This window comes from Microbacterium sp. Beta (assembly GCF_005502545.1).
Lineage (GTDB): Bacteria > Actinomycetota > Actinomycetes > Actinomycetales > Microbacteriaceae > Microbacterium > Microbacterium oxydans.
This window is the reverse complement of record NZ_SCOG01000004.1, coordinates 161,664-186,474: the sequence shown is the minus strand read 5'-3', so window position 1 is coordinate 186,474 and position 24,811 is coordinate 161,664. Positions and strand designations below refer to the sequence as shown.

24 protein-coding genes are annotated in these 24,811 nt (G+C 68.7%); 10 read left to right on the top strand and 14 right to left on the bottom strand.

Translation table 11 applies throughout. From position 1 onward, the window contains the following. The first annotated feature begins 27 nt into the window (after positions 1–27). Both FFS56_RS06470 and FFS56_RS06465 read left to right on the top strand, forming a co-directional pair. The gene (locus FFS56_RS06470) at positions 28–900 is read left to right on the top strand and encodes a DUF1266 domain-containing protein (RefSeq protein WP_046746824.1); all 873 of its coding nucleotides are present in this window, start codon (positions 28–30) and stop codon (positions 898–900) included. Next, the gene (locus tag FFS56_RS06465) at positions 888–1,934 is read left to right on the top strand and encodes a hypothetical protein (RefSeq protein WP_137771797.1); all 1,047 of its coding nucleotides are present in this window, start codon (positions 888–890) and stop codon (positions 1,932–1,934) included. Before FFS56_RS06470 ends, FFS56_RS06465 begins: the two co-directional genes overlap by 13 nt. 88 nt (positions 1,935–2,022) lie before the next feature. Here FFS56_RS06465 and FFS56_RS06460 read toward each other — a convergent pair whose 3' ends face one another. From FFS56_RS06460 to FFS56_RS06440, 5 genes are all read right to left on the bottom strand, one after another. Further along, entirely contained in the window at positions 2,023–3,018 is a 996-nt protein-coding gene (locus FFS56_RS06460; RefSeq protein ID WP_046746822.1) for a LacI family DNA-binding transcriptional regulator, read from the bottom strand. A gap of 127 nt (positions 3,019–3,145) precedes the next feature. Further along, a complete protein-coding gene (locus tag FFS56_RS06455) occupies positions 3,146–4,576 on the bottom strand; it encodes a GH1 family beta-glucosidase (protein ID WP_171010930.1) in 1,431 nt (476 codons plus the stop codon). A 5-nt stretch (positions 4,577–4,581) separates the two neighbouring features. Further along, positions 4,582–5,472 carry a carbohydrate ABC transporter permease gene (locus FFS56_RS06450; protein ID WP_046746820.1) on the bottom strand — a complete coding sequence of 297 codons (891 nt, stop codon included), beginning with the start codon at positions 5,470–5,472 and terminating at the stop codon, positions 4,582–4,584. Further along, positions 5,469–6,563: a sugar ABC transporter permease gene (locus tag FFS56_RS06445; protein ID WP_127011683.1), complete on the bottom strand. Its 1,095-nt coding sequence runs from the start codon at positions 6,561–6,563 to the stop codon at positions 5,469–5,471. The genes FFS56_RS06450 and FFS56_RS06445 overlap by 4 nt, the downstream gene beginning before the upstream one ends. Before the next feature lie 77 nt (positions 6,564–6,640). Further along, positions 6,641–7,951 carry an extracellular solute-binding protein gene (locus FFS56_RS06440; RefSeq protein WP_046746818.1) on the bottom strand — a complete coding sequence of 437 codons (1,311 nt, stop codon included), beginning with the start codon at positions 7,949–7,951 and terminating at the stop codon, positions 6,641–6,643. Positions 7,952–8,185: 234 nt separating this feature from the next. Between FFS56_RS06440 and FFS56_RS06435 the strand changes: the two genes are divergently transcribed. The 3 genes from FFS56_RS06435 (at position 8,186) to purQ (ending at position 9,750) form a co-directional block, all read left to right on the top strand. Next, positions 8,186–8,719 (top strand): adenine phosphoribosyltransferase, encoded by a 534-nt coding sequence (locus FFS56_RS06435; RefSeq protein ID WP_046746817.1) that lies wholly within the window; start codon positions 8,186–8,188, stop codon positions 8,717–8,719. 78 nt (positions 8,720–8,797) lie between these two features. Beyond that, positions 8,798–9,046 carry a phosphoribosylformylglycinamidine synthase subunit PurS gene (purS, locus tag FFS56_RS06430; RefSeq protein WP_017831295.1) on the top strand — a complete coding sequence of 83 codons (249 nt, stop codon included), beginning with the start codon at positions 8,798–8,800 and terminating at the stop codon, positions 9,044–9,046. Then, the gene (gene purQ, locus FFS56_RS06425) at positions 9,043–9,750 is read left to right on the top strand and encodes a phosphoribosylformylglycinamidine synthase subunit PurQ (RefSeq protein ID WP_046746816.1); all 708 of its coding nucleotides are present in this window, start codon (positions 9,043–9,045) and stop codon (positions 9,748–9,750) included. Before purS ends, purQ begins: the two co-directional genes overlap by 4 nt. A 57-nt stretch (positions 9,751–9,807) precedes the next feature. Here purQ and FFS56_RS06420 read toward each other — a convergent pair whose 3' ends face one another. Then, positions 9,808–11,070, bottom strand: a complete 1,263-nt coding sequence (locus FFS56_RS06420) for a hypothetical protein (RefSeq protein ID WP_046746815.1) — start codon at positions 11,068–11,070, stop codon at positions 9,808–9,810. Positions 11,071–11,310: 240 nt separating this feature from the next. Between FFS56_RS06420 and FFS56_RS06415 the strand changes: the two genes are divergently transcribed. Next, positions 11,311–12,207 carry an SDR family oxidoreductase gene (locus FFS56_RS06415; protein WP_046746814.1) on the top strand — a complete coding sequence of 299 codons (897 nt, stop codon included), beginning with the start codon at positions 11,311–11,313 and terminating at the stop codon, positions 12,205–12,207. 12 nt (positions 12,208–12,219) lie between these two features. Here the strand turns inward: FFS56_RS06415 and FFS56_RS06410 are convergent, their stop codons facing one another. Further along, a complete protein-coding gene (locus tag FFS56_RS06410) occupies positions 12,220–12,651 on the bottom strand; it encodes a DUF1761 domain-containing protein (protein WP_046746813.1) in 432 nt (143 codons plus the stop codon). A 226-nt stretch (positions 12,652–12,877) separates the two neighbouring features. Between FFS56_RS06410 and FFS56_RS06405 the strand changes: the two genes are divergently transcribed. Beyond that, the gene (locus FFS56_RS06405) at positions 12,878–14,548 is read left to right on the top strand and encodes a glycoside hydrolase family 13 protein (protein ID WP_046746812.1); all 1,671 of its coding nucleotides are present in this window, start codon (positions 12,878–12,880) and stop codon (positions 14,546–14,548) included. A gap of 81 nt (positions 14,549–14,629) precedes the next feature. After that, complete coding sequence (locus FFS56_RS06400; protein ID WP_046746811.1) at positions 14,630–15,637, top strand: LacI family DNA-binding transcriptional regulator; 1,008 nt, start codon at positions 14,630–14,632, stop codon at positions 15,635–15,637. On the opposite strand, the gene FFS56_RS06395 is transcribed toward FFS56_RS06400, so the two are convergent. Beyond that, the gene (locus FFS56_RS06395) at positions 15,634–17,280 is read right to left on the bottom strand and encodes an FAD-dependent oxidoreductase (RefSeq protein ID WP_127011682.1); all 1,647 of its coding nucleotides are present in this window, start codon (positions 17,278–17,280) and stop codon (positions 15,634–15,636) included. The two genes, FFS56_RS06400 and FFS56_RS06395, sit on opposite strands and share 4 nt — an antisense overlap. Positions 17,281–17,534: 254 nt before the next feature. On the opposite strand from FFS56_RS06395, the gene FFS56_RS06390 reads away from it, so the two are divergent. Beyond that, positions 17,535–17,855 (top strand): metal-sensitive transcriptional regulator, encoded by a 321-nt coding sequence (locus FFS56_RS06390; protein WP_046746809.1) that lies wholly within the window; start codon positions 17,535–17,537, stop codon positions 17,853–17,855. A gap of 10 nt (positions 17,856–17,865) precedes the next feature. Here FFS56_RS06390 and FFS56_RS06385 read toward each other — a convergent pair whose 3' ends face one another. From FFS56_RS06385 to fdxA, 4 genes are read right to left on the bottom strand one after another with little or no spacing between them, the layout of a single operon-like run. Further along, positions 17,866–18,495: a superoxide dismutase gene (locus FFS56_RS06385; RefSeq protein WP_046746808.1), complete on the bottom strand. Its 630-nt coding sequence runs from the start codon at positions 18,493–18,495 to the stop codon at positions 17,866–17,868. Between the two features lie 37 nt (positions 18,496–18,532). Beyond that, entirely contained in the window at positions 18,533–19,042 is a 510-nt protein-coding gene (locus FFS56_RS06380; protein WP_046746807.1) for a flavin reductase family protein, read from the bottom strand. Further along, positions 19,039–20,412: an FAD-dependent oxidoreductase gene (locus tag FFS56_RS06375; RefSeq protein ID WP_127011681.1), complete on the bottom strand. Its 1,374-nt coding sequence runs from the start codon at positions 20,410–20,412 to the stop codon at positions 19,039–19,041. Before FFS56_RS06375 ends, FFS56_RS06380 begins: the two co-directional genes overlap by 4 nt. Continuing rightward, positions 20,409–20,735 carry a ferredoxin gene (gene fdxA / locus FFS56_RS06370; protein WP_046746806.1) on the bottom strand — a complete coding sequence of 109 codons (327 nt, stop codon included), beginning with the start codon at positions 20,733–20,735 and terminating at the stop codon, positions 20,409–20,411. The genes FFS56_RS06375 and fdxA overlap by 4 nt, the downstream gene beginning before the upstream one ends. A 119-nt stretch (positions 20,736–20,854) precedes the next feature. Between fdxA and soxR the strand changes: the two genes are divergently transcribed. Next, entirely contained in the window at positions 20,855–21,304 is a 450-nt protein-coding gene (soxR, locus tag FFS56_RS06365) for a redox-sensitive transcriptional activator SoxR (protein WP_082108542.1), read from the top strand. Positions 21,305–21,415: 111 nt separating this feature from the next. On the opposite strand, the gene FFS56_RS06360 is transcribed toward soxR, so the two are convergent. Beyond that, entirely contained in the window at positions 21,416–23,662 is a 2,247-nt protein-coding gene (locus FFS56_RS06360) for a glycoside hydrolase family 3 N-terminal domain-containing protein (protein ID WP_127011680.1), read from the bottom strand. Then, positions 23,662–24,810 carry an ABC transporter permease gene (locus tag FFS56_RS06355; protein WP_127011679.1) on the bottom strand — a complete coding sequence of 383 codons (1,149 nt, stop codon included), beginning with the start codon at positions 24,808–24,810 and terminating at the stop codon, positions 23,662–23,664. The genes FFS56_RS06360 and FFS56_RS06355 overlap by 1 nt, the downstream gene beginning before the upstream one ends. Position 24,811 lies beyond the last annotated feature (1 nt).

Below are 24,811 nucleotides of genomic sequence, written 5' to 3'. Positions count from 1 at the left end.
CGGATTCACCCCCTCCCAGGAGCCTCAATGCACTCTTTCGCGAGCGTCGACTTCAACAGCATCACCTCGATCTTCGAGTGGCTCGTCGGTCAGTGGTGGGCCTGGGCGATCGTCGGCGTCATCGTGCTGTTCTTCCTCGTGACCTGGATCCTCCCCGACGCGAAGGTCAAGGCGTCGCCGGAGTATTCCACCACCGGCGCGGAGGCCGACGAGATCGCGCTCGGCTTCCTGCAGATCGTCAACCTCCCCTCCGGGCACTGGAACGATCCGACGGCCTCGCTCCTCGGCGACCGCGACAAGAAGGTGCTCGTCGACCAGTGGGGTGTGCACACGCGCGAGGAGTGGCTGGCCAACATCGAGCGCCTCAGCACCGTGCGTCGACGCCGCGAGGTGTGGGTGCTCTACCTCGCCGTGCGCACCGAACTCGCTCAGCGTCTGGGCCGCGCCCCGAAGGCGAAGGAATGGCTCGCCGCGATCGTGCAGGAGGGCGGCGACAAGCGCGACGCCCGCACCTTCGTCACCTCGATCGAGTACGCGGAGGCACAGGTGCGCAAGCGCGTCGGCAAGGACATCGTCACGCCCGACCTGTTCGTGAAGACCCTCGACGGCTACGGGATCGGCCAGGCCGTGGCGATGGCCACATGGGGCGTCGCGCTCGGGCACGCCGATGTCGCCGAAGCGCGGGCGATCATCCACCGCATCAACGTCGACGGCCGCCCGGCCTTCGAGTCCTGGGCCGACTTCGGGCTGAGCTACATCGTGGGTCGAGTCATGCACTGGTCGGACGGCAACGTCGACGAGAAGTCGTTCGAGAAGTTCGGAGACGGCTGGTCCGACTTCAAGGCCGCTGCGACGGAGAAGCGCAACGGGCCGTGGGCGACGCTGTCATGGAGCCTGTAGCCGTCGACCTGGAACCGCTGCGACGAAGCGCCGGCCTCCGCGACATCCTGACCTACGAGCGCATCTGCGGGATCCCGCCGCACCGCCGATTCCTCGTGATCCTGGTGGCCGTGCTGCTGTTCGCCGTCGCGATGCTGACAGGGCTGTGGTTCCTCGGGCGCGGCGACATCCTCACGGTCGCGCCGATCCTCGGGATCTTCGTCATCGGGTACACGGTGCTCGCCGCCGTCGGCTTCCTCTGGTGGGCGGTGGGCCTGAGTCGTCGGGTGAAGATCGCCGCATTCGCGTGGCAGAACGGCTGGGCGTACGCCGACCTGCTCGAGCGCACCCGCCGCCCCGGCTCGGCTTTCACCAGAGTCGTGCACGGTCGCGAACGAGCGGTCATCGCCTGCGATGACGCGCGGATGCCGTTCGAGCTGGGCATGCACCATTCGGTCTCGCGTGGGCAGGAGCGCGCGACGATCCAGCGCCCGTTCGCCTTCATCGAGCTGCCGCTGCCCGCATCCGTCCCGCACATCGTGCTGGCGAACCGGAAGCACAGCATCGTCCCCACGCTCGGGCTCGGACGCGGAGCAGCCCGCATGGAGTTGGAGGGGGATTTCGCGAAGACGTTCCGTCTCATCGTTCCCGAGGGGTATCAGCAGGACGCCCTGTACATCTTCACCCCCGACCTGATGGCCCGGGTGCTCGACCTCGGTTCCGGTGCCGAGATCGAGCTCGTCTCCGATCGCCTGTACGTCTACCTGCCGTCGCGCACACGGTTCGATCGGGCCGAGACCATGGCGGCCGCCGTCACCCTGGCCGAGGATTTCCACCGGCGCTTCACCGCACGCACCGAGCTGTATCGCGACGACGACGCCGGGGGCCTCGCCGCCAGGGCCGGCGTCTCGATCGGCCTCCGCGGTCAGCGGCTGGGAGGTCGCGGGATCTCCGTCTTCGCCGTGGCCGGCACCGCCGCGGTGCTGCTGCTCTCGGCCGGCATCACCGCCTTCTCCCTGTTCGGCGGTGATCTGCTCAGTTCGCTCGTCGACTGAGCCCTCAGACGCACGGCTGTGGGCCTGGCCCGGAGGGGGCGCCAGGGCCGCAGCCGTGTCCTTCCCCTCATTGACGGCCGCGCGGCGCTCAGGCGGAGCCGCGGACGACCAGCTCGGTCGGAAGGATCGTCGTGGTCGGCGGATTCTCGCCCGCGAGACGTGACAGCAGCACCCGCGCCATGGCCTCACCCTGCGCGTACATCGGCTGGCGCATCGTGGTGAGCGGCGGGTCCGTCGTGACGGCGACCGAGGAGTCGTCGAAGCCGACCAGCGCGATGTCCTCCGGCACCCGCAGTCCGGCCGCGCGCAGGGCTGTCAGCGCACCGCGGGCCATCAGGTCGCTCGCGACGAAGATCGCATCAGGTCGGCCCCCGTCGAGCAAGCGCCTCGCGGCCTCTGCCCCGCTGCTCTCGCTGTAGTCGCCCTCTTCCTCCGCGTATGGGGTGAGCCCCGCACCGGTGAGAGCGGCCCGGAAGCCCTGTACGCGATCCTCGGAGGCGACCATCGTGAGCGGACCCGAGATCGTGGCGATGCGCGTGCGACCGATGTCGATCAATCGCTGGGTGGCATTCCTCGCCCCCGCGACGTTGTCGACGTCGACGACGTAGTCGCCTTCGTTTCGACGCACAGGGCGTCCGCCGAACACGACGGGCACCGCATCCGCTATCCGATCGACGAACGCATCGCTCGTGTGGTGCGACACGATGAGCGCGCCGTCGACTCCGCCGTTGCGCACGAAGCTGGTCATCTTGTCGCCGGGGTCATCGCTCGCGATCAGCAGGTTGAGCAGGTAGTCCGAGCCGCCCAGCGCCCCGGTGATGCCCGCGACGATCGCAGCGAAGAACGGGTCCCCGAAGAACCGCGTGGTGTCCTCCGGAACGATCAGCGCGATGGCGTGCGTCTGACGCGACGCCAGTGAGCGTGCCGCACGGTTGGGCACGTAGTTGAGCTCGTCGATGGCTGCGCGCACGGCGGCGAGGGCCTCGGGACTCACGGCCGTCGACCCGTTCACGACCCGCGACACAGTGGACCGGGAGACACCGGCAGCCGACGCCACCTCTTCGATGGTCGCTCGGGGCGACATCAACGCACGTCCTCTTCCATCGCCCTATTCTCACCGGTCACGCGGCCATCTCGCTTCGAATCGCGCAAATGGTCGCATCTCGACCGCGGATCGAACCATTCACGCGATTCGAAAGCCAGAACGGTGCTCAGAGCGCGCGAGCGGCGATGATGCGGGTGTACTCGTGGGCGGAGTCCTTGAGGGTGCGCTCCTGCGTGTCATAGTCGACGCGCACGATGCCGAAGCGCTTGTCGTAGCCCCAGGCCCACTCGAAGTTGTCGAAAAGCGACCAGTAGAAGTAGCCGCGCACGTCGACACCCGCCTCGGCCGCGTCGAGCACGGCCCCCAGGTGCAGCCGGAGGAACTCGGCCCGGTCGGCATCGTGCACGCGTGTCTCGCCGTCTTCGACCACCACGACGTCGTCGTAGGCCGCGCCGTTCTCGGTCATGTAGAGCACCGTTCCCGCGGGCTCGGCGTACTCCGTCCAGACCCGCTGCAGCACACGGGTGAGCCCCTCGGGCTGCACCTCCCAGTTCTGCGCTGTGCGGGGCAGACCTCGCTCGACCGCGTGGATGCCCTCACTCGACGGATACGGGCTGCGGCGCACGCGCTCGGTGTCGGGCTCGGCCGAGACGGGTTCCTCGGTCGGTGCCGTGCCCGAGACGAAGTCGCCGTGGTAGTAGTTCACGCCCTGGGTGTCGATGGGCTGCGCGATCGTATCGAGGTCGCCGTCGTGCACGGCCGCTTCGAACGTCGCGACGGCTTCAACGTCCACCGCACGGATGTCCTCGACGATGTCGGCCGGATAGCTGCCGCGGTAGATCGGGTCGAGGAACCAGCGGTTGAACTGTCCGTCCACGCGGCGGGCGGCGTCGACGTCGGCCGGGTTCTGCGGGTCGGCAGGATCGGCGACCGTGTGGTTGAGCGTGATGCCGAGATTGAGCGAGGCATCGCGCCCCCGCAGCTCCTGCACCGTCTTGCCGTGTGCGAGCAGCAGGTGGTGCGCGGCGAGCAGCCCCTCCGCGATGCTGGTGTGCCCCGGCGCGTGCTCACCCGCCGTGTAGGAGAGGAACGATGAGCACCACGGCTCGTTCAGCGTGGTCCAGACGTTCACCCGGTCGCCGAGCGCATCGTGCATGGTCCCCGCGTACTCCAGGAAGCGGTCGACGGTGTCGCGGTTCGTCCATCCCCCGACCTCCTGCAGCGCCTGCGGCATGTCCCAGTGGTACAGCGTCAGCCAGGGCAGGATGTCGGCGGCGAGCAGTTCGTCGACCAGGCGCTCGTAGAAGTCGACGCCCGTGGCGTTCACCGCTCCGCCGTCAGGACGCACCCGGGACCACGAGGTGGAGAACCGGTAGGTCTGCAGGCCGAGCCGCTTCATGAGCGCGACATCCTGCGGGTACCGATGGTAGTGATCGCACGCGACGTCGCCGTTCTCCGCTCCGATCACGGCGCCCGGCTCACGCGAGAACGCATCCCAGATCGATGCGGTGCGCCCGTCCTCGAACGCCGCCCCTTCGATCTGGTACGCGGCCGTGGCTGCGCCGAAGAGGAAGTTCTCGGGGAAGGAGCGGGTCATAGGGGTCATCCTTTCACCGCGCCAGCCATGATGCCACTGACCAGCTGCCGACCCGCGACCACGAAGAGCACGAGCAGCGGAAGGGTCGCGAGCACCGCTCCGGCGAGCACGATCGAGTAGTCGATGTAATACCCCGACTGCAGCTGGCTGAGCGCCGTCTGCAGGGTCGGGTTCTGGGGGGAGAGCACGATCAGCGGCCACAGGTAGTCGGTCCACGCCGTCATGAAGGTGAAGAGGCCGAGGATCGCCATGGCGGGCCGGGCCGCGGGGAGCCCGACGGTCAGGAACGTGCGGAACTGGTTCGCGCCGTCCATGCGCGCAGCCTCGATCAGCTCGTCGGGGATCACGTCCACCAGGTACTGGCGCATGAAGAAGACACCGAATGCCGTGACGAGAGTCGGCACGATGACGGCGCCGATCGAGCCGGTCCAGCCCAGCTCGCGCATCAGCATGAACAGCGGGATGATGCCCAGCTGCGTCGGGATGGCCATCGTCGCGATCACGAAGACCATGAGTCCGTCGCGCCCCTTGAAGCGCAGTTTGGCGAACGCGTATCCGGCGAGCGTCGAGAACGTGACCACCGAGACGGTGATGATGCCCGAGATGAGGAACGAATTGCCCAGCGCCAGCCAGAACGGGATCGCGTCGAACACCTTGGCGGCGTTGGTGAAGAAGTTGCCGCCGGGGATGAGGGGCAGCGTCTCCCCGCGCGTCGCGTTGGTGCCGCTCGCGACCACGACCGACCACCACAGCGGATACACGCTGCCGATGATGAAGGCAGCGAGGAGGCCATAGGTGAGGAAGCCGGGGCGGCTGCCGATGCCGGCCGTGCCTCCGGTGGCGGCACGGCGCCGGCGGATCTTCTCGGGGACGCTCAGCGCCTGCGTGGCGGTCATCGCGCGTTCTCCTCGGTCGTTATGGCAATCGTCGTGCCGGCTGAGGCTGCGGCTGCGCTCGCAGCCGCGCCGGCGGTGCGCGCGCTGCGGCGGGCGGCGCGGCCCTTCGGTGCATCCCCGGTGGAGATGCGTCGGGAGATGAGGAAGTTGATCACACCGATGAGCACGATCAGCAGGAACAGCAGGATCGCGACCGCCGACGCTTCACCCAGGTTGCGCCGGAAGAACGCCAGCTCCCACAGGAACAGCACCGTCGTCTGGAACTGGCGGTCGCTGCCGCCGATGCCCCCGGCCGTCGACACGTCGAACAGACGCGGCTCTGCGAAGATCTGCAAGCCGCCGATCGTCGCGGTGATGATCACGAATATCAGGGTGGGACGGATCGTGGGAATCGTGATGGAGAAGAAGCGGCGAGCGGCACCGGCCCCGTCGAGGGCGGCGGACTCGTACAGGTCGCGCGGCACGGCCTGCATCGCGGCGAGCAGGATGAGGGCGTTGTAGCCCGTCCAGCGGAAGTTCACCATCACGGCGATCGCGATGTGCGACAGGGCGGTGTTGTGCTTCCACTCCTGGTCTGCGATGCCGATGAGGTTGAGCAGGTTGTTCGCCAGGCCGTCGGCCTCGTTGAAGATGCTCGAGAAGATGATGGCGACCGCGACAGGGGTGACCACGAACGGGATGAGCACGCTCATGCGCCAGAACGTCGGGGCGCGCAGCCCGCGGTCGAGGAGGTAGGCGATCACCAGCGCGATCGCGAGCTGGGGGATCGCGGAGAGCAGGAAGATGCTCAGGGTGTTGCCGATCGAGTTCCAGAACATGGCATCGCCGAGGATCTTGGCGAAGTTGCCGACGCCGACGAACTCCCCCTCGCCCTTGAGCAGGTCCCACTCGTGCACGGCCACCCAGACCGTGTAGAGCAGCGGGAACAGGCCGACCAGCCCGAACAGCAGGAAGAACGGCGAGATGTAGAAGTACGGCGAGGCGTTCTGGTCGAACCGGGAGAGGCGGTGGCGCCAGGAGCGTTTCGGCGGAGCATCCGAGGTCGCGGATGCGGTGCGCTGCTGCTGCGCCGGCGGTGCGGTGAGAGTCATGAGGGTCCTTTGCCGGGGCTCCGACAGGCTCAGCCCCCCGATCTGCGGGGGCGCTGAGCCTGTCGGAGCGGAGATGATCAGCCGACGAGGTCGTTCAGCAGGCCGATGGCCTGGTCCCAGGCGCCCTGGGTGTCGGTGTCACCGCGGTCGAGGCTGCTGAGCGCCGGCCCGAAGACGTTCTCCTGGATGACCGAGTCGTCGGCGCCCTTGAACTGCGCGACGACTCCCTTGGCACGCTCGGCGAGGATCGCGCCGGTGGGAGCGTCGTTGAAGAACGCGTTCGGCGTCGCGTCGGCCGCGAGAGTCTCCTGCGCCTTGATCGTCGAGGGGAAGTTGCCCGCAGCAGCCGACTGCTTCACCTGCTGCTCGGGCTGGGTCAGCCAGTCGGCCAGCTCGGCCGCCGCCTCCTTGTGCTGCGACGACTCCGGGATCGACAGGAACGCGCCGCCCCAGTTGGCCGCACCTCCGGGGAACACGTCGGCGAAGTCCCATCCGGTCGATGCGTCACCGCCGCCGGCCTCGACCTGACCCTGCACCACACCGAGCATCCAGCCCGGGCAGACGAAGGTGGCGAAGGTGCCGTCGACGAACGACTTGCCGCCGTTCCAGTCCCAGGCCGTCTGCGCGGCCGACTGGCCGCCCTCGGTCGCGGCCCCGAGCTGGTCGAAGCGCTCTTTGAGCTCGGCGTTGTCCTCGACGTTCAGCTTGCCGTCGCTCGTGTAGTAGCCCTCGTCGAGCTGGTTCACCATGGCGTTCCAGACGAAGCCGGAGTGGTCGTACCAGGCCTTGCCGGTCTTCGCGGTGTAGTCGGCTCCGACCTTGAAGTAGTTCGCCCAGTCGCCGTTCAGCAGCTCGGCCACCGACTCGCGGTCGCTCGGGAGGCCGGCGGCCTCGAATGCGGCGCCGTTGTAGCAGATGCCGCTCGGGCCGATGTCGGTGCCGTAGCCGATCACGCGGCCCTCGGCGTCGGTGGCCTGGCCGTACTTCCAGTCGACCCAATCGTCCTTGCGGTCTTCGATGCCGTAGTCACGCAGGTCGACGAAGGTGTCCGAGACGTCCATGATGGCGCCGAGCCAGCCCTCTTCGATCGCGACGACGTCGCTGAGACCGGAGCCGGCAGCGATCTTGGTGAAGGCATCGGTGCGGGCGTTGCCGCCGGTGTCGATGTTCGTCGCCTCGATCTTCACATTCGGGTGCGCCTTCTCGTACTCCTTGTAGAGGTCTTCGTAGCCGAAGGTTCCGAACGTGGTCACGGTCAGTGTGACCTCTTCGTCGCCGTTCGCGTCACCGCTGCCGCCGTTGTCGCCGGAGCAGCCGGCGAGGGCGAGGGCGGATGCGGAGGCCACGGCGGCGATCGCGAGGATCCGGTGGCGGGCACGTGTGTTCACAGTTCACTCCTTTGTGGTGGTCGTGCGGTGTGGTGCTTCGGGACGCGTGGGAGCGCTCCCACGCGTTGAGCAGTCACTCTATGGGAGCGCTCCCACGCGTGTCAAGCCGCGCCGGTGCGCGCCCGGGGCCGTGCACAGCTCGTCAAGAATTCGCTCCTGGCACCACCTCGGGCCCCTCGCGGGTAGCGGGGCCGGTGTTTCTGAGGAGTCGCGCACCGGCGGTACCCTTGGGCAGTGCCCGACGCCACCCTCTCCCCCGCCCTCGTCCGTGCCGAAGCCCTGATCCGCAACGTGCCGGACTACCCTCAGCCGGGCATCATCTTCCGCGACATCACGCCTCTTCTCGCCGATGCCGAGGCCCTCCGCGTGACGACGGAGGCGATCATCGAGCCCTTCGCCGGACAGTTCGACGTGATCGCGGGCATCGAGGCGCGCGGCTTCATCCTCGCCAGCGCCGCCGCCATCGCCGCAGGCGTCGGCCTGATCCCGATCCGCAAGGCCGGCAAGCTGCCCAGGCCCGCGGCGTCCGTCGACTATGCGCTCGAGTACGGCACCGCCACGATCGAGATGCACGACGACCTGCCCGCCGGCTCGCGGGTGCTGCTGATCGACGATGTGCTCGCGACCGGAGGAACTCTCGCCGCCGGTCGCGAACTGGTCGAGCGCCTCGGCAGCCACGTGATCGGCATCTCCGTGCTGTTCGAGATCGACGGCCTCGGCGGCCGCGAAACGGTCGGCGACCTCCACACCGTCTTCCACTCCGCCTGACTCCTCCACGGCGCCGAGCGGGTGCGGCGAGGGCAGTAGACTGGGTGCGCCCCTCCGCCCGCGACTCTTGGAGCCGTCATGCCCACCATCGTCGTCGACGTCATGCCCAAGCCCGAACTGCTCGACCCGCAGGGCAAAGCCGTTTCCGGCGCCTTCGCCCGTCTCGGCGTCGAGGGCTTCACCGACGTCCGCATCGGCAAGCGTTTCGAGCTCACCGTCGAGGGCGAGGTCACCGACGAGGTTCTCGCTGAGGCCAAGCGCATCGCCGACGAGGTGCTCTCCAACTCCGTGATCGAGGACGTCGTCGGCATCGAGGTCGCGGAGTGACCGTCCGCATCGGCGTCATCACCTTCCCCGGCTCGCTCGACGACCGCGACGCACAGCGCGCCGTCCGCATCGCCGGCGCCGAGCCCGTCGCCCTGTGGCACGGATCGCATGACCTCGAAGGCGTCGACGCGCTCGTCCTGCCGGGTGGTTTCAGCTACGGCGACTACCTCCGCGCCGGCGCGATCGCCGCGCTCTCGCCGATCATGAGCGAGGTCAAGGATGCTGCCGCCAAGGGCATGCCCGTGCTCGGCATCTGCAACGGCTTCCAGATGCTGGTCGAGGCGCACCTGCTGCCCGGCGGCCTGATCCGCAACAACCACCAGCACTTCGTGCGGCGCGACCAGAAGCTCACGGTCGAGAACTCCGACACCGCGTGGACCAATGCGTTCCGCACCGGTCAGGAGATCGTGATCCCGCTGAAGAACGCCGACGGCGGCTACATCGCCGACGAGCAGACGCTCGATCGCATCGAGGGCGATGGTCTGGTGGCGTTCCGCTATGCCGGGGTCAACCCGAACGGATCACTGCGCGACATCGCCGGCCTCACCAACGCAGCGGGCAACGTCGTCGGCCTGATGCCGCACCCCGAGCACGCCACCGAGGCCGGCTTCGGTCCCGACACCGCGGCCGCGATGCGTAGCGGAGTCGACGGTGTCGACTTCTTCACGAGCGCGATCGCCGCGGTCGCCCGCGTCGCCGCCTAGCCTCCGTACCGCGAACCGGACCGACTCGACGCCGCCGACCGGTTCAGGTCGGTCTGTTCAGTCGACCGGAAGGGCGAACGGGTTGTCGCCGACCGCTGCGAGCAGGTACCAGGCGGTCGCGCCGGTGTGCAGGCTGGCGTAGTACAGGTCACCGAAACCGGAGTCGAGGCCGTCGCTCGACGTGGCGACGATCCCCTTGCCATCGCCGTTCGGTGCATCGCGCTGCGCAAGCCGGATACTGCTCAGAAGCGTCTCAGCACGGTCGGCGTCGCCGTCGCCGTCACGTAGCGTGAGTGCGAGCGCGAGGTGTCCACTGCCCTCGAACCACGCCTTGGACGTATCGACCTCACTGATCGACGGCCCCGTGTACGGACCATCTGTTGCCAGCAGGTTGGCGAGCGTCCAGTCGAGCGCCGCACCGTAGCGTGGGTCGCCCGTGGCGAGGGAGCTCCAGGTCTGGGCGTCCAGCGGGATCGGGCGGGTGTTGATCGTCGAGCCGTCCAGGCCCGTGCCGGTGTTCACGTGGCCGTCTGCGCTCTGCATGGCGGCGACGAAGTCCGCGGCGACCGCCGCCCGATCAGTCCAGACCCGGGCGCCGGTGAGCTGGCCGAGCTGGGTGAAGAAGCCGGCGATGTCGCTGTTGTGCTCGGTGGACTTCCACGTCAGCGAAGTGCCGTCTTCGAGCTGACCGCCGGTGTAGCCGTAGGGCGCCCTGGTCATGTCCGCCGTGTGGTCCTGGATCCATTCACCGATCCGAACCGCGCCGTCGAGATATCGGGAGTCCCCTGTCGCGTGTGCGAGACGGGCGAGGGCCAGCCCGACCCAGGCCTGGTTTCCGGTGAAGGCGCCGGCTCCCGTGATCTCCACCCGCCCCTGACGGATGCCGTGCGGCTCGTACGACGCTCTGGTGCGCCCGTCGCCGATCGGATCGTTCTCCTGCACGAAGAGGAGGGCGTCGCCGATCGCCCGTGCGCGCCGGAGGTCGTCCGGAAGGCCGCGGGCGGTGTAGGCGATGATCACGAGGGCGTCGTCGTAGACGAAGGAGGGCGTGAAATCCCAGGTCGGAGTCGTGAAGAAGCCACCCTCGTAGCTGCGCGGCAGACAGCGGCCATCCCCGTCGCAGAACTCGTCGGTGCGCGCGTCCAGGAACTCGTACGCCAGCGCGACCGAGGCTGCCGGGTCCGCGACCGGGTCCGCCGGGGTGTCGGCTCGCGCCGCGAAGGCATCCGACACCGCAGGCGCAGCACCCACGAGCACGGCGCCGACGACGAGCGCGGCGACGGTCACCCAGGGGGCGGATCGGCGGGCAGAACCGGACATCGTGACCTCTCGAAGGCGACAGCCCCCGCGGGCGGGACGCACGGGTGACACGGGGGACGATGCGAAGCCTGTCATGACAGCGGTCGATCGGTGAAGTGCCTTTCGGCCACACTTCGCCACGGGATGACGATGCCCGCCTCTCGTAGCGCACGGGTCATCCCCGTGCAAGGCGTTTGCGCGATCCAGGCCCGGCGCTCAGCATGGTCACCCCGCCCCCGAACAGCCTCGAAAGGATCGCCCATGTCCCGCGACCAGTACACCTTCACCGACCCGTCCGCGCTCTACTCCGACATCGAACCGCGGAAGCAGCACATGCCGGAGCCGGGACTCGACGCGGATCTCACCCCGCGCGCCGACCTGGGCGAGGAGTCCTACCGCGGCACCGGGCGCCTGACTGGACGCAAGGCCCTGATCACGGGCGGCGACTCCGGCATCGGCGCTGCCACCGCGATCGCGTTCGCCCGTGAGGGCGCCGATGTCGCGATCTCGTACCTGCCGCAGGAGGAAGAGGACGCGAGCCGGATCGCCGAGATCCTGCGGGAGGCCGGCGCGACGGTCGCCACCATCCCCGGCGACCTGCGCGACCCGGAGTACTGCCGTGCCCTCGTCGCCGAGGCGGTCGAGAAGCTAGGCGGCCTCGACATCGTCGTCAACAACGGCGGCAAGCAGGTGTATCAGGAGTCGCTGACCGACATCACGGACGAGCAGTTCGACGATACCTTCAAGACCAACGTCTACGCGATGTTCTGGATCACCAAGGCCGCCCTGCCCCATCTCCCCGCGGGCTCGACGATCATCAACACCACCTCGATCCAGGCCTACTCGCCCTCCGGCATCCTGGTGGACTACGCCTCGACGAAGGCCACGATCAACGCCTTCTCCAAGGGCCTCGCGGAACAACTCGCGCCGAAGGGCATCCGCGTGAACACCGTGGCACCGGGGCCGATCTGGACGCCCCTGCAGCCCAGCGACGGACAGCCGCAGGACAAGCTCCCCGAGTTCGGGAAGGACACACCCCTCGGGCGCATGGGACAGCCGGCCGAGCTCGCTCCCGCATACGTGTTCCTCGCCTCGGCGGAGTCGAGCTACGTGGCCGGGGAGACCTTGAACGTGAACGGCGGCATGCCGACCCCGTGACGCTCAGGGCGATCAGGAGGCGAGGGCCGGCGGCCACACGCCGATGAGCAGTGCCATGACCACGACCGTGACCAGCTCATGCGCGATGTTGAGCGTGGTGAGTCGGGTCGATCGCCCCTCGAAAGCGTCATGGGTGATGAAGCGTGCCGCCGTGAACCCGGCCCACAGCGTGACCGCGGTGACGATCGTTCCCCAGAAGAAGGATCCGCCGTAGAAGTGCCAGGCGATCGACGAGGCACCGGCGAGGACCCAGGCCGTGATGAAGCTCACGATGACGGTGGTGACGATGGGCCACACCGCCGTCGCGGCAGGCCGGTCCATGTCGACGTTCGCGAGCTTCGACCAGCGTGTGCCGAACACCTTCGGCGCGTACCAGATCGAGCCGACGACCATGCTCGATGCGGTGGCCAGCAGGACCGCCCAGTAGTTGATCTCGGGAACCATGACAGCCTCCACTCGTCGGATGCCTCACCATACTCCCGGGGCGGGCGGAAGGGCGGGTGGCACCTGCATGATCCTGTGACGGATGCATGACTCGGACAGCCGGGACGCTCATGCGCGCGGGGAACGGTCATGCAAACGGCCAGGGCGATCCGGGGAAGTCGGGCACGCCGAACCGATTCGATCCCCGCCCTGGCATGAATGTAAGCGTTTGCACTAGCCTGTTCCCATGGCACAGCTTGAGCAGATCGCAGCCCCCGGTTCCGAGTGGTGGCGCAGCGCCGTCATCTACCAGATCTACCCCCGCTCCTTCGCGGACGCCTCGGGCGACGGCATCGGCGACCTGCCGGGCATCACGAGCCGGCTCGATGCCCTGCAGGAGCTCGGCGTCGACGCGATCTGGCTCAGTCCTTTCATGACGAGCCCGCAGCGCGACGCCGGCTACGACGTGGCCGACTACCGCGACGTCGACCCGCTGTTCGGCACGCTGGGCGACTTCGACGACATGCTCGAGGCTGCGCACGCCCGCGGCATCCGCGTGATCGTCGACCTCGTCCCCAACCATTCGTCCGACCAGCACCCCTGGTTCCAGGAGGCACTGAAGGCCGCACCTGGCAGCCCCGAGCGTGCGCGCTACATCTTCCGCGACGGCAAGGGCGAGAACGGCGAGCTCCCGCCGAACAACTGGGAGTCGGTGTTCGGCGGCGGCATGTGGCAGCGCGTGACCGAGGCCGACGGAACCCCCGGCCAGTGGTACCTGCACATCTTCGACGCGACGCAGCCCGACTTCGACTGGAACAACGAGGAGGTGCAGGAGGAGTTCCGCTCGATCCTGCGCTTCTGGCTCGACCGCGGTGTCGACGGCTTCCGGGTGGACGTGGCCCACGGCATGATCAAGACCGAGGGTCTGCCCGACTACACGCCCCCGACCGACGCGGACTCCATGGGCGGCGGCGAGTCGAACGTGCCGTACTGGGGCCAGGACGGCGTGCACGAGATCTACCGCGACTGGCACAAGGTGCTCGCCGAGTACGACGGCGACCGCGCCCTGTGCGGCGAGGCCTGGATGCCCACCCTCAAGCAGACCGCGCTCTGGGTGCGCCCGGACGAGATGCACCAGACCTTCAACTTCCCGTACCTGATGACGGAGTGGGACGCGAAGAAGCTCGGCGACGTGATCCGCGAGTCGCTGGACGCGTTCGGTGAGGTCGGCGCCCCGAGCACGTGGGTGCTGTCGAACCACGATGTGGTGCGCCACGCGACGCGCCTCGCACTCACCTCCGACAACCCCCAGGGCGAGGGCATCGGACCGAACACCCCTGACAAGCCGGACACCGCGACCGGACTGGCCCGCGCTCGCGCCGCGACGACCCTGATGCTGGCTCTGCCCGGTTCCTCCTACCTCTACCAGGGCGAAGAGCTCGGGCTGCCCGAGGCGATGGAGATCCCGGACGAGTACCGTCAGGACCCGACGTGGTTCCGCACGAACGGCGCACGCTACGGACGTGACGGATGCCGCGTGCCGCTGCCCTGGAACGCAGAGGCTCCGGCCTTCGGCTTCAACGACACCGGACTGTCGTGGCTTCCCCAGCCCGCCGACTGGGCGACCTACGCGCGCGACGTCGAAGAGGTCGACCCGGCGTCGACGCTCGCGCTGTACAAGCGCCTGCTGGCCGGACGGCGTGAGCACGGCTTCGGCAGCGGCTCTCTGGTGTGGGAGGACGCCGGTCCCGAGGCGGTCGCGTTCCGCCGTGGTGACGTGCACGTGGTCGCGAACCTCGGTACCGCCCCCGTCGAGCTGCCGGCCGACGCCTTGGTGTTGCTGCAGAGCCAGCCCTTCGAAGGAGCCGCGATCCCGGTCGACACGGCCGTCTGGTACACCACCGCGACCCACGCCTGACATCCTCCGGTCGCGGTTGTCGTCGCCCACGCCCGCGTGAAGCGACACACACCGCGACCGGAGCTTTTCGACAGAGGAACCATGGCCAGCATCGATGAGGTCGCCCGGCTCGCCGGAGTCTCCACCGCGACCGTCTCGCGCGCACTGAGCGGTCGCGGCCACGTGTCCGAATCCGCGAAGGAGAGGGTGCAGGCCGCAGCGCAGACTCTCGGCTACGTGGTGTCGTCCCGTGCGTCGAGCCTGGCATCGGGTCGCACCCGCAACGTCGGGGTCATCGTCCCGTTCCTCGACCGGTGGTTCTTCAGCACGGTGCTCTCCGGCGTCTCGGCCGCGCTGATGCGCGAGGGCTACGACATCACGCTGTACAACATCACCGCCGACAAGGACGTGCGCCGACACGTGTTCGACACCTTCCTGCGACGGCAGCGCGTGGACGCCGTGATCGCGGTGTCGATCGAGCTCGACGAGGACGAGACGCAGTACCTGCTCGACCTCGGACTCCCCGTGATCGCGATCGGCGGTCCGAACCCGAAGCTCGACACCATGACCGTCGATGACGTCGCCGTCGCGCAGTTGGCCACCGAGCATCTGATCAGCCTCGGCCACACCGACATCGCGCACATCGGAGCCAACCCCGAGTTCGACATCGACTTCCACATCCCGACCAACCGCCGTCTGGGCTTCGAGAAGGCACTCGCCACGGCAGGGATCCCCCTGAACCACGCCTTCCTCGAACCAGCCGACTTCACGGTGGAGGGCGGCTACCGGGCGGCGAAGCAGCTGCTCGGCAGGCCGGGCCCCCGCCCGACCGCGGTCTTCGCGGCGTCGGATGAGATGGCCATCGGAGCACTGCTCGCTGCCCGCGACCTCGGCTTCAGCGTGCCGGAGGAGTTGTCGATCGTGGGCATCGACGGCCATGAGCTCGGCGAGTTCTTCCGTCTCACCACCGTCGACCAGTTCCCGCTGGGCCAGGGGGAGCGCGCCGCAGACGCCGTGCTGGCGAAGCTCGCCACCCCCGATGCCGTGCACATCCCGTCAGCCTTGCCGTACGAGCTGAACGTGCGCGGAACGACCGCCCGACTGATCTAGCCGGGCAGCAGGACGGCGTCACGCCAGGTGCGATAGCCTCCGTCGAGATTGCGTGCCGCGACGCCCTGCTGTCGGAGGATCCGCGTAGCGATGTGTCCGCGCAGACCGACCTGGCAGTGCACGACGATCGGCCCGTCCGGCAGTTCACCGGATCGGTCCCTGAGCTCGTCGAGCGGCACGTTGACGGCGCCGGGGATCGCGCCGGATCTGTGCTCCGCCGGCGAACGCACATCGATGAGCGTCGCGCCCGCTCGCAGCTCGGCCTCGAGCTCATGCCACTGGATCGTAGGAGTCGTCCCCGTGCGGGTGTTCTCGGCGACATAGCCGAGGATGTTCACCGCATCCTTGGCCGAGCCGAACTGCGGCGCATAGGCCAGTTCGAGATGCGCGAGCTCGGCGGCGGGGAGTCCGGCCTGCATCGCAGTGGCCACCACGTCGATCCGCTTGTCCACGCCGTCCCGCCCGACGACCTGCACGCCGAGGATGGCGTCGGAGGTCGGATCGGCGAGCATCTTCATCGACAGCGTCTCGGCGCCTGGGTAGTACCCGGCGTGCGACCCCGGGTGCACATGCACCGCGTAGAAATCGCGCCCCGCCGCGCGCAGCTGCTGCTCGCTCCACCCTGCTTTCGCCGCCGTCACGCCGAACACCCGGACGATTCCCGTGCCGAGAGCGGGTCGCGCGGTCTCCGCCCGCCCCGCGATGAGATCGGCCACCAGGCGTCCGTGACGGTTCGCGAGGCCCGCCATCGTGATGAGTGCCGCCTCCCCTCCCACGAGATCGTGCTTCTCGACACCGTCGCCCACGGCGAACACGTCGGGAGCACTCGTGCGACACGTCGAGTCGACCTCGATGCCCCCGGTCGGGCCGATCCGGATGCCGGCGCCCTCTGCCAGCGCAGTCTCAGGGACGACGCCTGCCGCGTCGATCACGAGGTCCGCGGGAACGGAGGTGCCGTCGCTCAGCATGACCAGTCCCGGGGCCGAGCCGACGACCTCGACGCCCAGGCGCACGTCCACGCCGTGCGCTCGGACCTCCGCCGCGATCGGGGCGGCCATCTCCGCATCGAGTGGAGCGAGCAGTCGGGGTCCGCGCTGCACGAGGGTGACCGATGCGCCACGCGCGATGAGGTTCTCGACCGCCTCGAGTCCCGTGTATCCGCCGCCGACGACCACGACCGGGACCCCTGCCCTCGAGAGAGCGGCATCGATGGCGTCCGCATCCTCGACGGTGCGCAGGCTGTGCGCCGGGATGCCCGACGTCGGGGCCGCTCGACGCGGTCGGGCCCCCGTGGCGAGGATGAGAGTGTCGTAGTGCTGCGTGAAACGACGACCCGCCTCGAGGTCGACCACCTCGACCACCTTCCGCGCGGTGTCGATGCGCACCACATCGTGGCGCACGCGCACGTCGAGCCGGAAGCGATCGTGCAACGACGTGGGCGTCTGCAGGAGCAGCGAATCACGCTCGGCGATCACCCCTCCGACGTAGTAGGGCAGGCCGCAGTTCGCGTAGGAGACCTCCGGCCCTCGCTCGAAGATCGTGATCTCCGCCTGTTCGTCGAGGCGACGCAGACGTGCGGCGGCCGACATCCCGCCGGCGACGCCTCCCACGATGACCACCCGGCGCCGTTCAGCCGTGGTCATCGCTGGAACAGCCTCGAGAAGAAGCCGCCCTGAGCCGGTTCGGCGGCGTGCCCCGTGCACCATTGCGCCGCCGGCACTGTCCGACGTACAGAGTCGACGTGCTGTCCGCAGCCCGCCCAGGTGGTCTTGCCGCAGGTCTTGCAACGAACTGCTCGGCACATCTTCTTGCTCCTCACTGATACCCCGGTGGGTATTCGAGGAAACTATACCCCAGGGGGTATAGTGGTTCGCACAGCCGCCATTCAGGGAGCGATATGTCATCCGCAGACGCCGAGACCCAACGAAAGATCGCCAACCGCCTCAAGCGCGCCCAGGGGCAACTCGGCGCAGTGATCGCCGCCGTGGAGAGGGGGGACGAGTGCCGGACGGTCGTCACCCAGCTCGCCGCCGTCACCTCGGCCCTCGACAAGGCCGGGTTCCAGATCATCGCCTCCGCCATGAAGGACTGCCTGACCGACGACGAGGCCGCATCGGGCGGCACTGCCGCATCGGAGAGCTCAGGAACGGAAGCGGCCACCGACACCGCAGGGGTGTCGATGGCCGAACTGGAGAAGCTCTTCCTCTCCCTCGCCTGACGCGAAGCGGTCAGCTCGCGACGATGAGTCCCTTCGTCGCGGTGCGTGCAGCCTCGAAGCGACGCTGCACATCGGGCCAGTTCACGAGGTTCCAGAACGCCTTGACGTAGTCGGCGCGCACGTTGAGGTAGTCGAGGTAGTAGGCGTGCTCCCAGACGTCGAGCTGCAGCAGCGGCGTCACGCCGAGCGGTGCGTTCCCCTGCTGGTCGAAGAGCTGGAAGATCACGGGGCGGGCGCCCACGCTGTCCCAGGCGAGCACGGCCCAGCCCGATCCCTGTACACCGAGCGCGGTCGCGGTGAAGTGCGCCCGGAACGCATCGATCGATCCGAATGCGTCGACGAGCGCGGCCTCGAGCTCGCCCTCCGGAGCGCCGCCGCCCTCGGGCGAGAGGTTCTGCCAGAAGACGGAGTGGTTGATGTGGCCGCCGAGGTTGAACGCGAGGTCCTTCTCGAGCTTGTTGACGTTCGCGAGGTCGCCGGCGCTGCGTGCGGTGGCGAGCTGCTCGAGCGCGGTGTTCGCGCCGGTCACGTACGCCTGGTGGTGCTTGGAGTGGTGCAGCTCCATGATCTTGCCGGAGATGTGCGGCTCGAGCGCGGAGTAGTCGTACGGGAGCTCGGGGAGCGTGTAGAGAGTGGACATTGTGCTTCCTTTCGATGGTGCTATCGGTGGGTGCGGATCAGTGCTCGGGGTCGTGCGGGAGCGAGTGGAATCGGCGGTCGAGGTAGACCAGAGGACGCCCGGACGGACCGGGCAGCACCTCGATGACCTCGGCGATGACCACGGTCGACGACCCCACTGCGACGGTCTCGATGGTGCGACACCGCAGCGCCGCCCTGGCCTCGGGGAGGTGCGGTTCTCCGGTCGGCAGCGTCGCCCACCCCTGCTCGGGGGTGAAGCGCTCGGAGCCGCTGACCGCGAAGCTCTGCGCGAGGTCGGAGTGCTCGTCGTCGATCAGATGCACCACGAAGGTGTCCGCTCCGAGGATCGCTCCCGCGGACCCCGTCGCCCTGGTCACGGAGAACACGATCGCCGCGGGGTCGACCGCCACCGAGGCGACGCTCGACGCCGTGAGGCCGACCGGCCCGTCCGGGGTGCTCGCGGTGATGATCGCGACGCCGGCGGGATGCGTGCGGAACGCGGCCTTGAGCCCTTCGCCGATCGGGGTGGGCACGGGTGTCGCGGTCATCGACCGGCCTCCATCATCTGTTCCTGCTTCGCATGCGTCAGCATCTCCTCGCGCTCGACGATCTTCGTCCGCTCACGGCCACGGGCTGCTCCCGCCCCACGCTCCGCGGCATCGATCCGCAGCCAGCCATCGAGGTCGACCGCGTGCGACAGGTGGGCGATCGGATCATCGTCACGCGCTTCCAGCTCGACCGATCCGAGGTCGTCGACGACGTGGCCGATGGTCTGCGCGGCGTCCGACTTGGTCGAGCCGATGAGTCCGACCGGCCCGCGCTTGATCCAGCCCGTGGCATACAGCCGGGGGATCGGGACGCCCTCCGCGTCGACGACTCGACCTTCGATGTGCGGCACGACTCCGAGCGTAGTGTCGAACGGCATCCCAGGCACGGGCGTCGATCGATATCCCACGGCACGGTAGACCGCTCCGACGTCGTAGCGCAGCAACTCGCCGGTGCCGACCATGCGACCGAGCTCGTCTGACGCGGTGCGCTCCATCTCGATGCCGGTCACGGAGTCGGTCCCCAGCAGCCGCACCGGGCGTTGCCGCAGGTGCAGGTGTATGCGGCGCGAGGCCGTGCGCGTCGCGGGGTCGACGGCGGCCCATTCGGTCATGGTGCGCACGACGATGCGCCGCTGCGAGAACTGCGCGATCATCCGCTCGGCGTGCTCGTCGAGAGCGAGTTCTTCGGGGTCGACGATCACATCGACGTCGTCCTGCTCGGCGAGCTCGCGCAACTCCATGGCCGAGAAGCGCACGTCGGCCGGTCCTCGCCGAGCGAAGAGGTGCACATCGCGCAACGGGCTGGCCACGAGCTGGTCGAGCACGGCATCAGGGGTGTCGGTGTGGGTCAGCGCCGAGGCGTGCTTGGCCAGGATCCTCGTGACATCCAGCGCCACGTTGCCGGCCCCGAGCACGGCGACCGACTCGGCGGCGAGCGGCCAGGTGCGCGGTGCATCGGGGTGCCCGTCGTACCAGGCCACGAAGTCGGCGGCGCCAAACGAGCCGGGGAGATCTATGCCGGGGATGTCGAGAGCGACGTCGAGGTCGGCACCCGTCGCCACGATCACTCCGTCGTATGCGGCACGCAGCTCGTCGATCTCGACGTCACGGCCGATCTCGACGTTGCACCGCAACCGGATGCGTGGGTTCACGAGCACCTCGTGCAGGGCGTCGGTGATCTTCCGGATGCGGGGATGGTCGGGCGCGACGCCGTAGCGGACGAGACCGTACGGCGCCGGGAGCTTCTCGAACAGGTCGATCGCTGCGGTGGGGACACGGTCGAGCAGGATGTCGGCGGCGTAGATGCCTGCAGGGCCCGCCCCCACGATGGCGATGCGCGGCTCCACGGGGGGTGATCCGGCGGCGGTCATGCGTGCTCCCCCTGGGGCGCGAGCGCGGCGATGATCGGGTGATCGAACGTCAGCGTGCCCGTCTTCGCGGCACCGCCGGGAGACCCGATCTCGTCGAAGAACTCGACGTTGGCCTTGTAATAGTCCTGCCACTCATCGGGCAGATCGTCTTCGTAGAAGATGGCCTCGACCGGGCACACCGGCTCGCAGGCGCCGCAGTCCACACACTCGTCGGGGTGGATGTAGAGCGAGCGTTCGCCCTCGTAGATGCAGTCGACAGGGCACTCGTCGATGCAGGCCTTGTCCTTCACATCGACGCACGGCAGGGCGATCACATAGGTCATCGCAGGGTCTTCGTTCGGGTCACGCTGTCCTCGTTCGGGTCGATCAGCCCTTGCCGGGCCACATGACTACCGTAAAACCTCAAGTACACTTGAGGTCAAATCGAAGGAAAGGCGGCCGGATGAGTCCGCATGCACCCGACGAACCGCTCACGATCGGCGAGATGACCCGACGCACGGGGGTCGCCGCTTCCGCGCTGCACTTCTACGAGGGCCTCGGCCTCATCGCGTCGACCCGCACGCCGGGCAACCAGCGCCGCTATGCACGGCACATGCTGCGCCGCGTCTCGCTCATCACGGTCGCGAAGCGCCTCGGCATCCCGCTCTCCGACGTGCAGACGGCCTTCGCCGACGTGCCACTGACCGAGACCCCGAGCCACGAGGACTGGCAGCGGGCCTCCCGACGCTGGAAGCGCGAGCTGGAGAAACGCCGCGAAGGCATCGAACGGCTCGAACGCGAACTCACCGGATGCATCGGCTGCGGCTGCCTGTCGATGAAGGCCTGCGGCCTGCTCAACCCTGACGACGCGCTTGGCACGCAGGGCGCCGGCCCCCACCGCCTGCAGGACTGACCCACTCGCCTGCGAACGCCGCGAGACCCACTCCCGCCGCCGAGACCCATCGCCGCATGCGCCGGCGGGAGTGGGTCTGGGCGAGGAGAGTGGGTCTCGACAGGGAGCGGCTCAGCGCACCTCGAAGTCCGCGGAGAGGAGCACCTCGTCGCGGGAGCTCGGGCCCACCAGCAGCTCGAACGTGCCGGCCTCGACCAGACGCGTGCCCGCGGCGTCGACGATCGTGCAGTCGGACACCGGCAGCTCCAGGCGCACCCGTACGGACTCCCCCGGGGCGACGTCGACCTGACGGAAGGTCTTGAGCTCCTTGTCGGTCCAGCTCACGCTCGTCACCGAGTCGCGCACGTAGACCTGCACCGTCTCGCGTGCAGGCCGTTCCCCCGTGTTCGACACCGTGACGTGCCCGACGATCGTGCCGGACTCCGCCAGCGAGGTCTCCTCCAGCACGAGGTCGGAGTACTCCACGGTCGTGTACGACAAGCCCTCGCCGAACGCCCAGGCGGGCGACCGCGTGAGATCGGCGTAGCGATCGCCGTGCTGGCCGCGGATCTGGTTGTAGTACGTCGGCTGCTGACCCACGTGGCGCGCGAACGAGATCGGCAGGCGCCCTGACGGTTCGGCAGCTCCCGAGATGATGTCGGCCAGTGCACGCCCGCCTTGCATACCGGGGTTCGCCGCCCAGATGACGGCAGCAGCCTTCGACGCGGATGCCGGGAGCACGAGGGGCTTCGACGCGAGCAGCACGATCACGACGGGCTTCCCGGTCGCGATGAGCGCATCGATCAGGGCGTTCTGCCCGCCGATGAGCTCGAGCGTCGCGGTGGAGCGCCCTTCGCCGACCAGTTCGATCCGGTCGCCGACGACCGCCACCACGACATCGGAGTCGGAGGCCGCGGCGACGGCCTCCGCGATCAGAGCGGCGTCGGGCTCGCAGGCCCTCACCACCGGCGGACGCGGCTGCTTGTCGGGGAAGAACGGACCCTGCGGGTCTTCCTCGAGCGTGAGGATGTCGGCACCGCGGGCGTGGGTGACGCTCCAGCCGTCGATCGTCTGCAGGCCGTCGAGCACGGTCGTGATCATCTCGCGAGGCTGACCGTCGAGCCATCCCGCCTGACCTGAGCCGCCGGCCCAGTCGCCGAGCTGCGTCTGCGCGTCGTCGGCGAGAGGGCCGGTGACCGCGACCTTCAGCGCGGACGTGGGGTCTAGCGGCAGCACGCCGTCGTTCTCGAGCAGCACGAGCGAGCGGCGGGCGACCTCGAGGTTCAGCTCCGCGTGCTCCACGCTGCCCACCACGGTGTCGAGCGCGGTGCTAGGAAGGCGCGGGTTCTCGAAGAGCCCCAGCTCGAACTTAAGCGTCAGGATGCGGGCGGCGGCGGCGTCGAAGGCGTCCTCGGCGAGCATCCCCTTCGCCACGGCGTCCAGCGCTCCCTCGAAGAAGCCGGGCGTGGTCATGATCATGTCGTTCCCAGCCCGCACGGCAGCCGCGGCCGCGTGCGTGATGTCGGGCTGGATCCGCTGCTCCCACACCATGCGACCGACGTTGTCCCAGTCGGTGATGAGCGTGCCGGTGTAGCCCCACTCGCCGCGCAGCACGTCGCTGAGCAGCCAGTCATTGGTGGTGATCGGCACGCCGTCGGTGGTCTGGTAGCCGAGCATGAACGTGCGGCAGCCCTCGCGGGCGACGCGCTCGAACGGCGGCAGGAACCACGAGCGCAGCTTGCGGCGGGAGATGTCGGCCTCGCTCGCGTCGCGCCCGCCCTGGGTCTCGGAGTACCCGGCGAAGTGCTTGGCGGTCGCGAGGATGGCCGTGGGGTCGTCGAGTCCGTCACCCTGATAGCCGCGCACCATGGCCGAAGCCAGTTCGCCGATCAGGAACGGGTCTTCACCGAAGGTCTCGTCGATGCGACCCCAGCGCAGATCGCGGGCGATGCACAGCACGGGCGAGAACGTCCAGTGGATGCCGGTGACCGCGACCTCCTCGGCCGTCGCACGGGCGACGCGTTCGACGAGCGCGGAGTCCCACGACGCGGCCATGCCGAGCTGCGTCGGGTAGATCGTCGCCCCCGGCCAGAACGAGTGCCCGTGGATGCAGTCCTCCCCCACCAGGAGCGGGATGCGGAGCCGGGTCTGCGCCGTGAGCTCGTTCGCTCGCAGGATGCGCTCGGGCGAGGTGTGCAGGATCGAGCCCGCATGGCGCCGCGCGATGTGGTCGTCGATGTCGTCGCGAGCGTCGAGCTGAAGCATCTGCCCGACCTTCTCCTCCAGCGTCATGCGGCTGAGGAGGTCGGCCACGCGCTCGGGGATCGGGAGAGCGGGGTCCTGGTACGGGAGCTGCGTGGTCAGAGTCTGAGAGGTCATCACTTCGTGTTCTGGTTGGTGTTCGGTGTCGGGCTCGTCGCGGCGTCGCCGGGCCCGGAGGGGTCGGGCGAGGTCGCCGACGTTACGGGATCGGGAGCCTTCTTCGGCAGGGGCACGCTGCGGACGGCGGTGACGGCGTCGTTCACGTTCAGCCCCTTCTTCTTCATCGCCCTGGCCCGCTCGCCCGCCGAGCGCAGTCGCGGGTTGACGTACTCGTCGATGCCGAAGTTGATGAGCGAGAGCGCGACGCCGATGATCGCGATGCAGAGCCCGGCCGGCACGTACCACCACCACAGTCGCGGGAACGCACCGTTCTGCTGCGCCCAGAACAGGATGGTCCCCCAGTTGAGGTTGCTCACCGGGATCACCCCGATGAAGGCCAGCGTCGTGAGACCGAGGATGGCCGCCGTCACGGTCCCGACGAAGCTCGAGGCGATAAGCGCCATGAGGTTCGGGAGCATCTCGACCGTGATGATGCGGCGCAGCGGCTCGCCGTTCGCGCGCGCGGCCTGGATGAAGTCGCGGTTGCGCAGCGACATGGTCTGCGCGCGCAGCACGCGGGCGCCCCACGCCCACCCGGTTATCCCCAGCACCGCGGCGATCACGATCAGCGGCGGGTTCTCGAACTGCGAGGCGATGATGATGATCAACGGGATGCCGGGGATCACCAGGAACACGTTGGTCAGCGCCGACAACGACTCGCTCTTCCAGCCGCGCACGTAGCCGGCGATCACACCGATCGTGATCGCGATGATCGTGGCGATGAAGGCCGCGAGGAATCCGACGACGATCACACCGCGGGTGCCGTAGATGATCTGGCTCAGCACGTCTTCGCCCATGTGCGTCGTGCCCAGCCAGTGCTCCCAGGAGGGCGGCTGACGCAGCGCCGTGCGGTCCTTCTGGGTCGGCCCGTACGGGGCGATCCACGGAGCGAGGATCGCGATGAGCACGAACACCCCGAGGATGATGAGCCCGGCGATCGACTTGGGGTTGCGGAACATCGCGAACGCCTGCGCGAGCTGCGACCAGAACGTCTTGCGCGGCGGCGCTCCCGTCGACGGGGTGCGCAGCGTAGCGGTCTCGGGCATGCCGGAGACGACGGCCGATCCGTCGGGCGCTGTGGTCGCTGCAGTGGTGGGAACGGTCATG

Excerpts from the sequence above, each read along its gene's own strand:
- FFS56_RS06470 (WP_046746824.1), top strand. The coding sequence starts at position 28 with ATGCACTCTTTCGCGAGCGTCGACTTCAACAGCATCACCTCGATCTTC.
- FFS56_RS06465 (WP_137771797.1), top strand. The coding sequence starts at position 888 with ATGGAGCCTGTAGCCGTCGACCTGGAACCGCTGCGACGAAGCGCCGGC.
- FFS56_RS06460 (WP_046746822.1), bottom strand. The coding sequence starts at position 3,018 with ATGTCGCCCCGAGCGACCATCGAAGAGGTGGCGTCGGCTGCCGGTGTC.
- FFS56_RS06455 (WP_171010930.1), bottom strand. The coding sequence starts at position 4,576 with ATGACCCGCTCCTTCCCCGAGAACTTCCTCTTCGGCGCAGCCACGGCC.
- FFS56_RS06450 (WP_046746820.1), bottom strand. The coding sequence starts at position 5,472 with ATGACCGCCACGCAGGCGCTGAGCGTCCCCGAGAAGATCCGCCGGCGC.
- FFS56_RS06445 (WP_127011683.1), bottom strand. The coding sequence starts at position 6,563 with ATGACTCTCACCGCACCGCCGGCGCAGCAGCAGCGCACCGCATCCGCG.
- purS (WP_017831295.1), top strand. The coding sequence starts at position 8,798 with ATGCCCACCATCGTCGTCGACGTCATGCCCAAGCCCGAACTGCTCGAC.
- FFS56_RS06420 (WP_046746815.1), bottom strand. The coding sequence starts at position 11,070 with ATGTCCGGTTCTGCCCGCCGATCCGCCCCCTGGGTGACCGTCGCCGCG.
- FFS56_RS06415 (WP_046746814.1), top strand. The coding sequence starts at position 11,311 with ATGTCCCGCGACCAGTACACCTTCACCGACCCGTCCGCGCTCTACTCC.
- FFS56_RS06410 (WP_046746813.1), bottom strand. The coding sequence starts at position 12,651 with ATGGTTCCCGAGATCAACTACTGGGCGGTCCTGCTGGCCACCGCATCG.
- FFS56_RS06405 (WP_046746812.1), top strand. The coding sequence starts at position 12,878 with ATGGCACAGCTTGAGCAGATCGCAGCCCCCGGTTCCGAGTGGTGGCGC.
- FFS56_RS06400 (WP_046746811.1), top strand. The coding sequence starts at position 14,630 with ATGGCCAGCATCGATGAGGTCGCCCGGCTCGCCGGAGTCTCCACCGCG.
- FFS56_RS06395 (WP_127011682.1), bottom strand. The coding sequence starts at position 17,280 with ATGACCACGGCTGAACGGCGCCGGGTGGTCATCGTGGGAGGCGTCGCC.
- FFS56_RS06390 (WP_046746809.1), top strand. The coding sequence starts at position 17,535 with ATGTCATCCGCAGACGCCGAGACCCAACGAAAGATCGCCAACCGCCTC.
- FFS56_RS06385 (WP_046746808.1), bottom strand. The coding sequence starts at position 18,495 with ATGTCCACTCTCTACACGCTCCCCGAGCTCCCGTACGACTACTCCGCG.
- FFS56_RS06380 (WP_046746807.1), bottom strand. The coding sequence starts at position 19,042 with ATGACCGCGACACCCGTGCCCACCCCGATCGGCGAAGGGCTCAAGGCC.
- FFS56_RS06375 (WP_127011681.1), bottom strand. The coding sequence starts at position 20,412 with ATGACCGCCGCCGGATCACCCCCCGTGGAGCCGCGCATCGCCATCGTG.
- fdxA (WP_046746806.1), bottom strand. The coding sequence starts at position 20,735 with ATGACCTATGTGATCGCCCTGCCGTGCGTCGATGTGAAGGACAAGGCC.
- soxR (WP_082108542.1), top strand. The coding sequence starts at position 20,855 with ATGAGTCCGCATGCACCCGACGAACCGCTCACGATCGGCGAGATGACC.
- FFS56_RS06360 (WP_127011680.1), bottom strand. The coding sequence starts at position 23,662 with ATGACCTCTCAGACTCTGACCACGCAGCTCCCGTACCAGGACCCCGCT.
- FFS56_RS06355 (WP_127011679.1), bottom strand. The coding sequence starts at position 24,810 with ATGACCGTTCCCACCACTGCAGCGACCACAGCGCCCGACGGATCGGCC.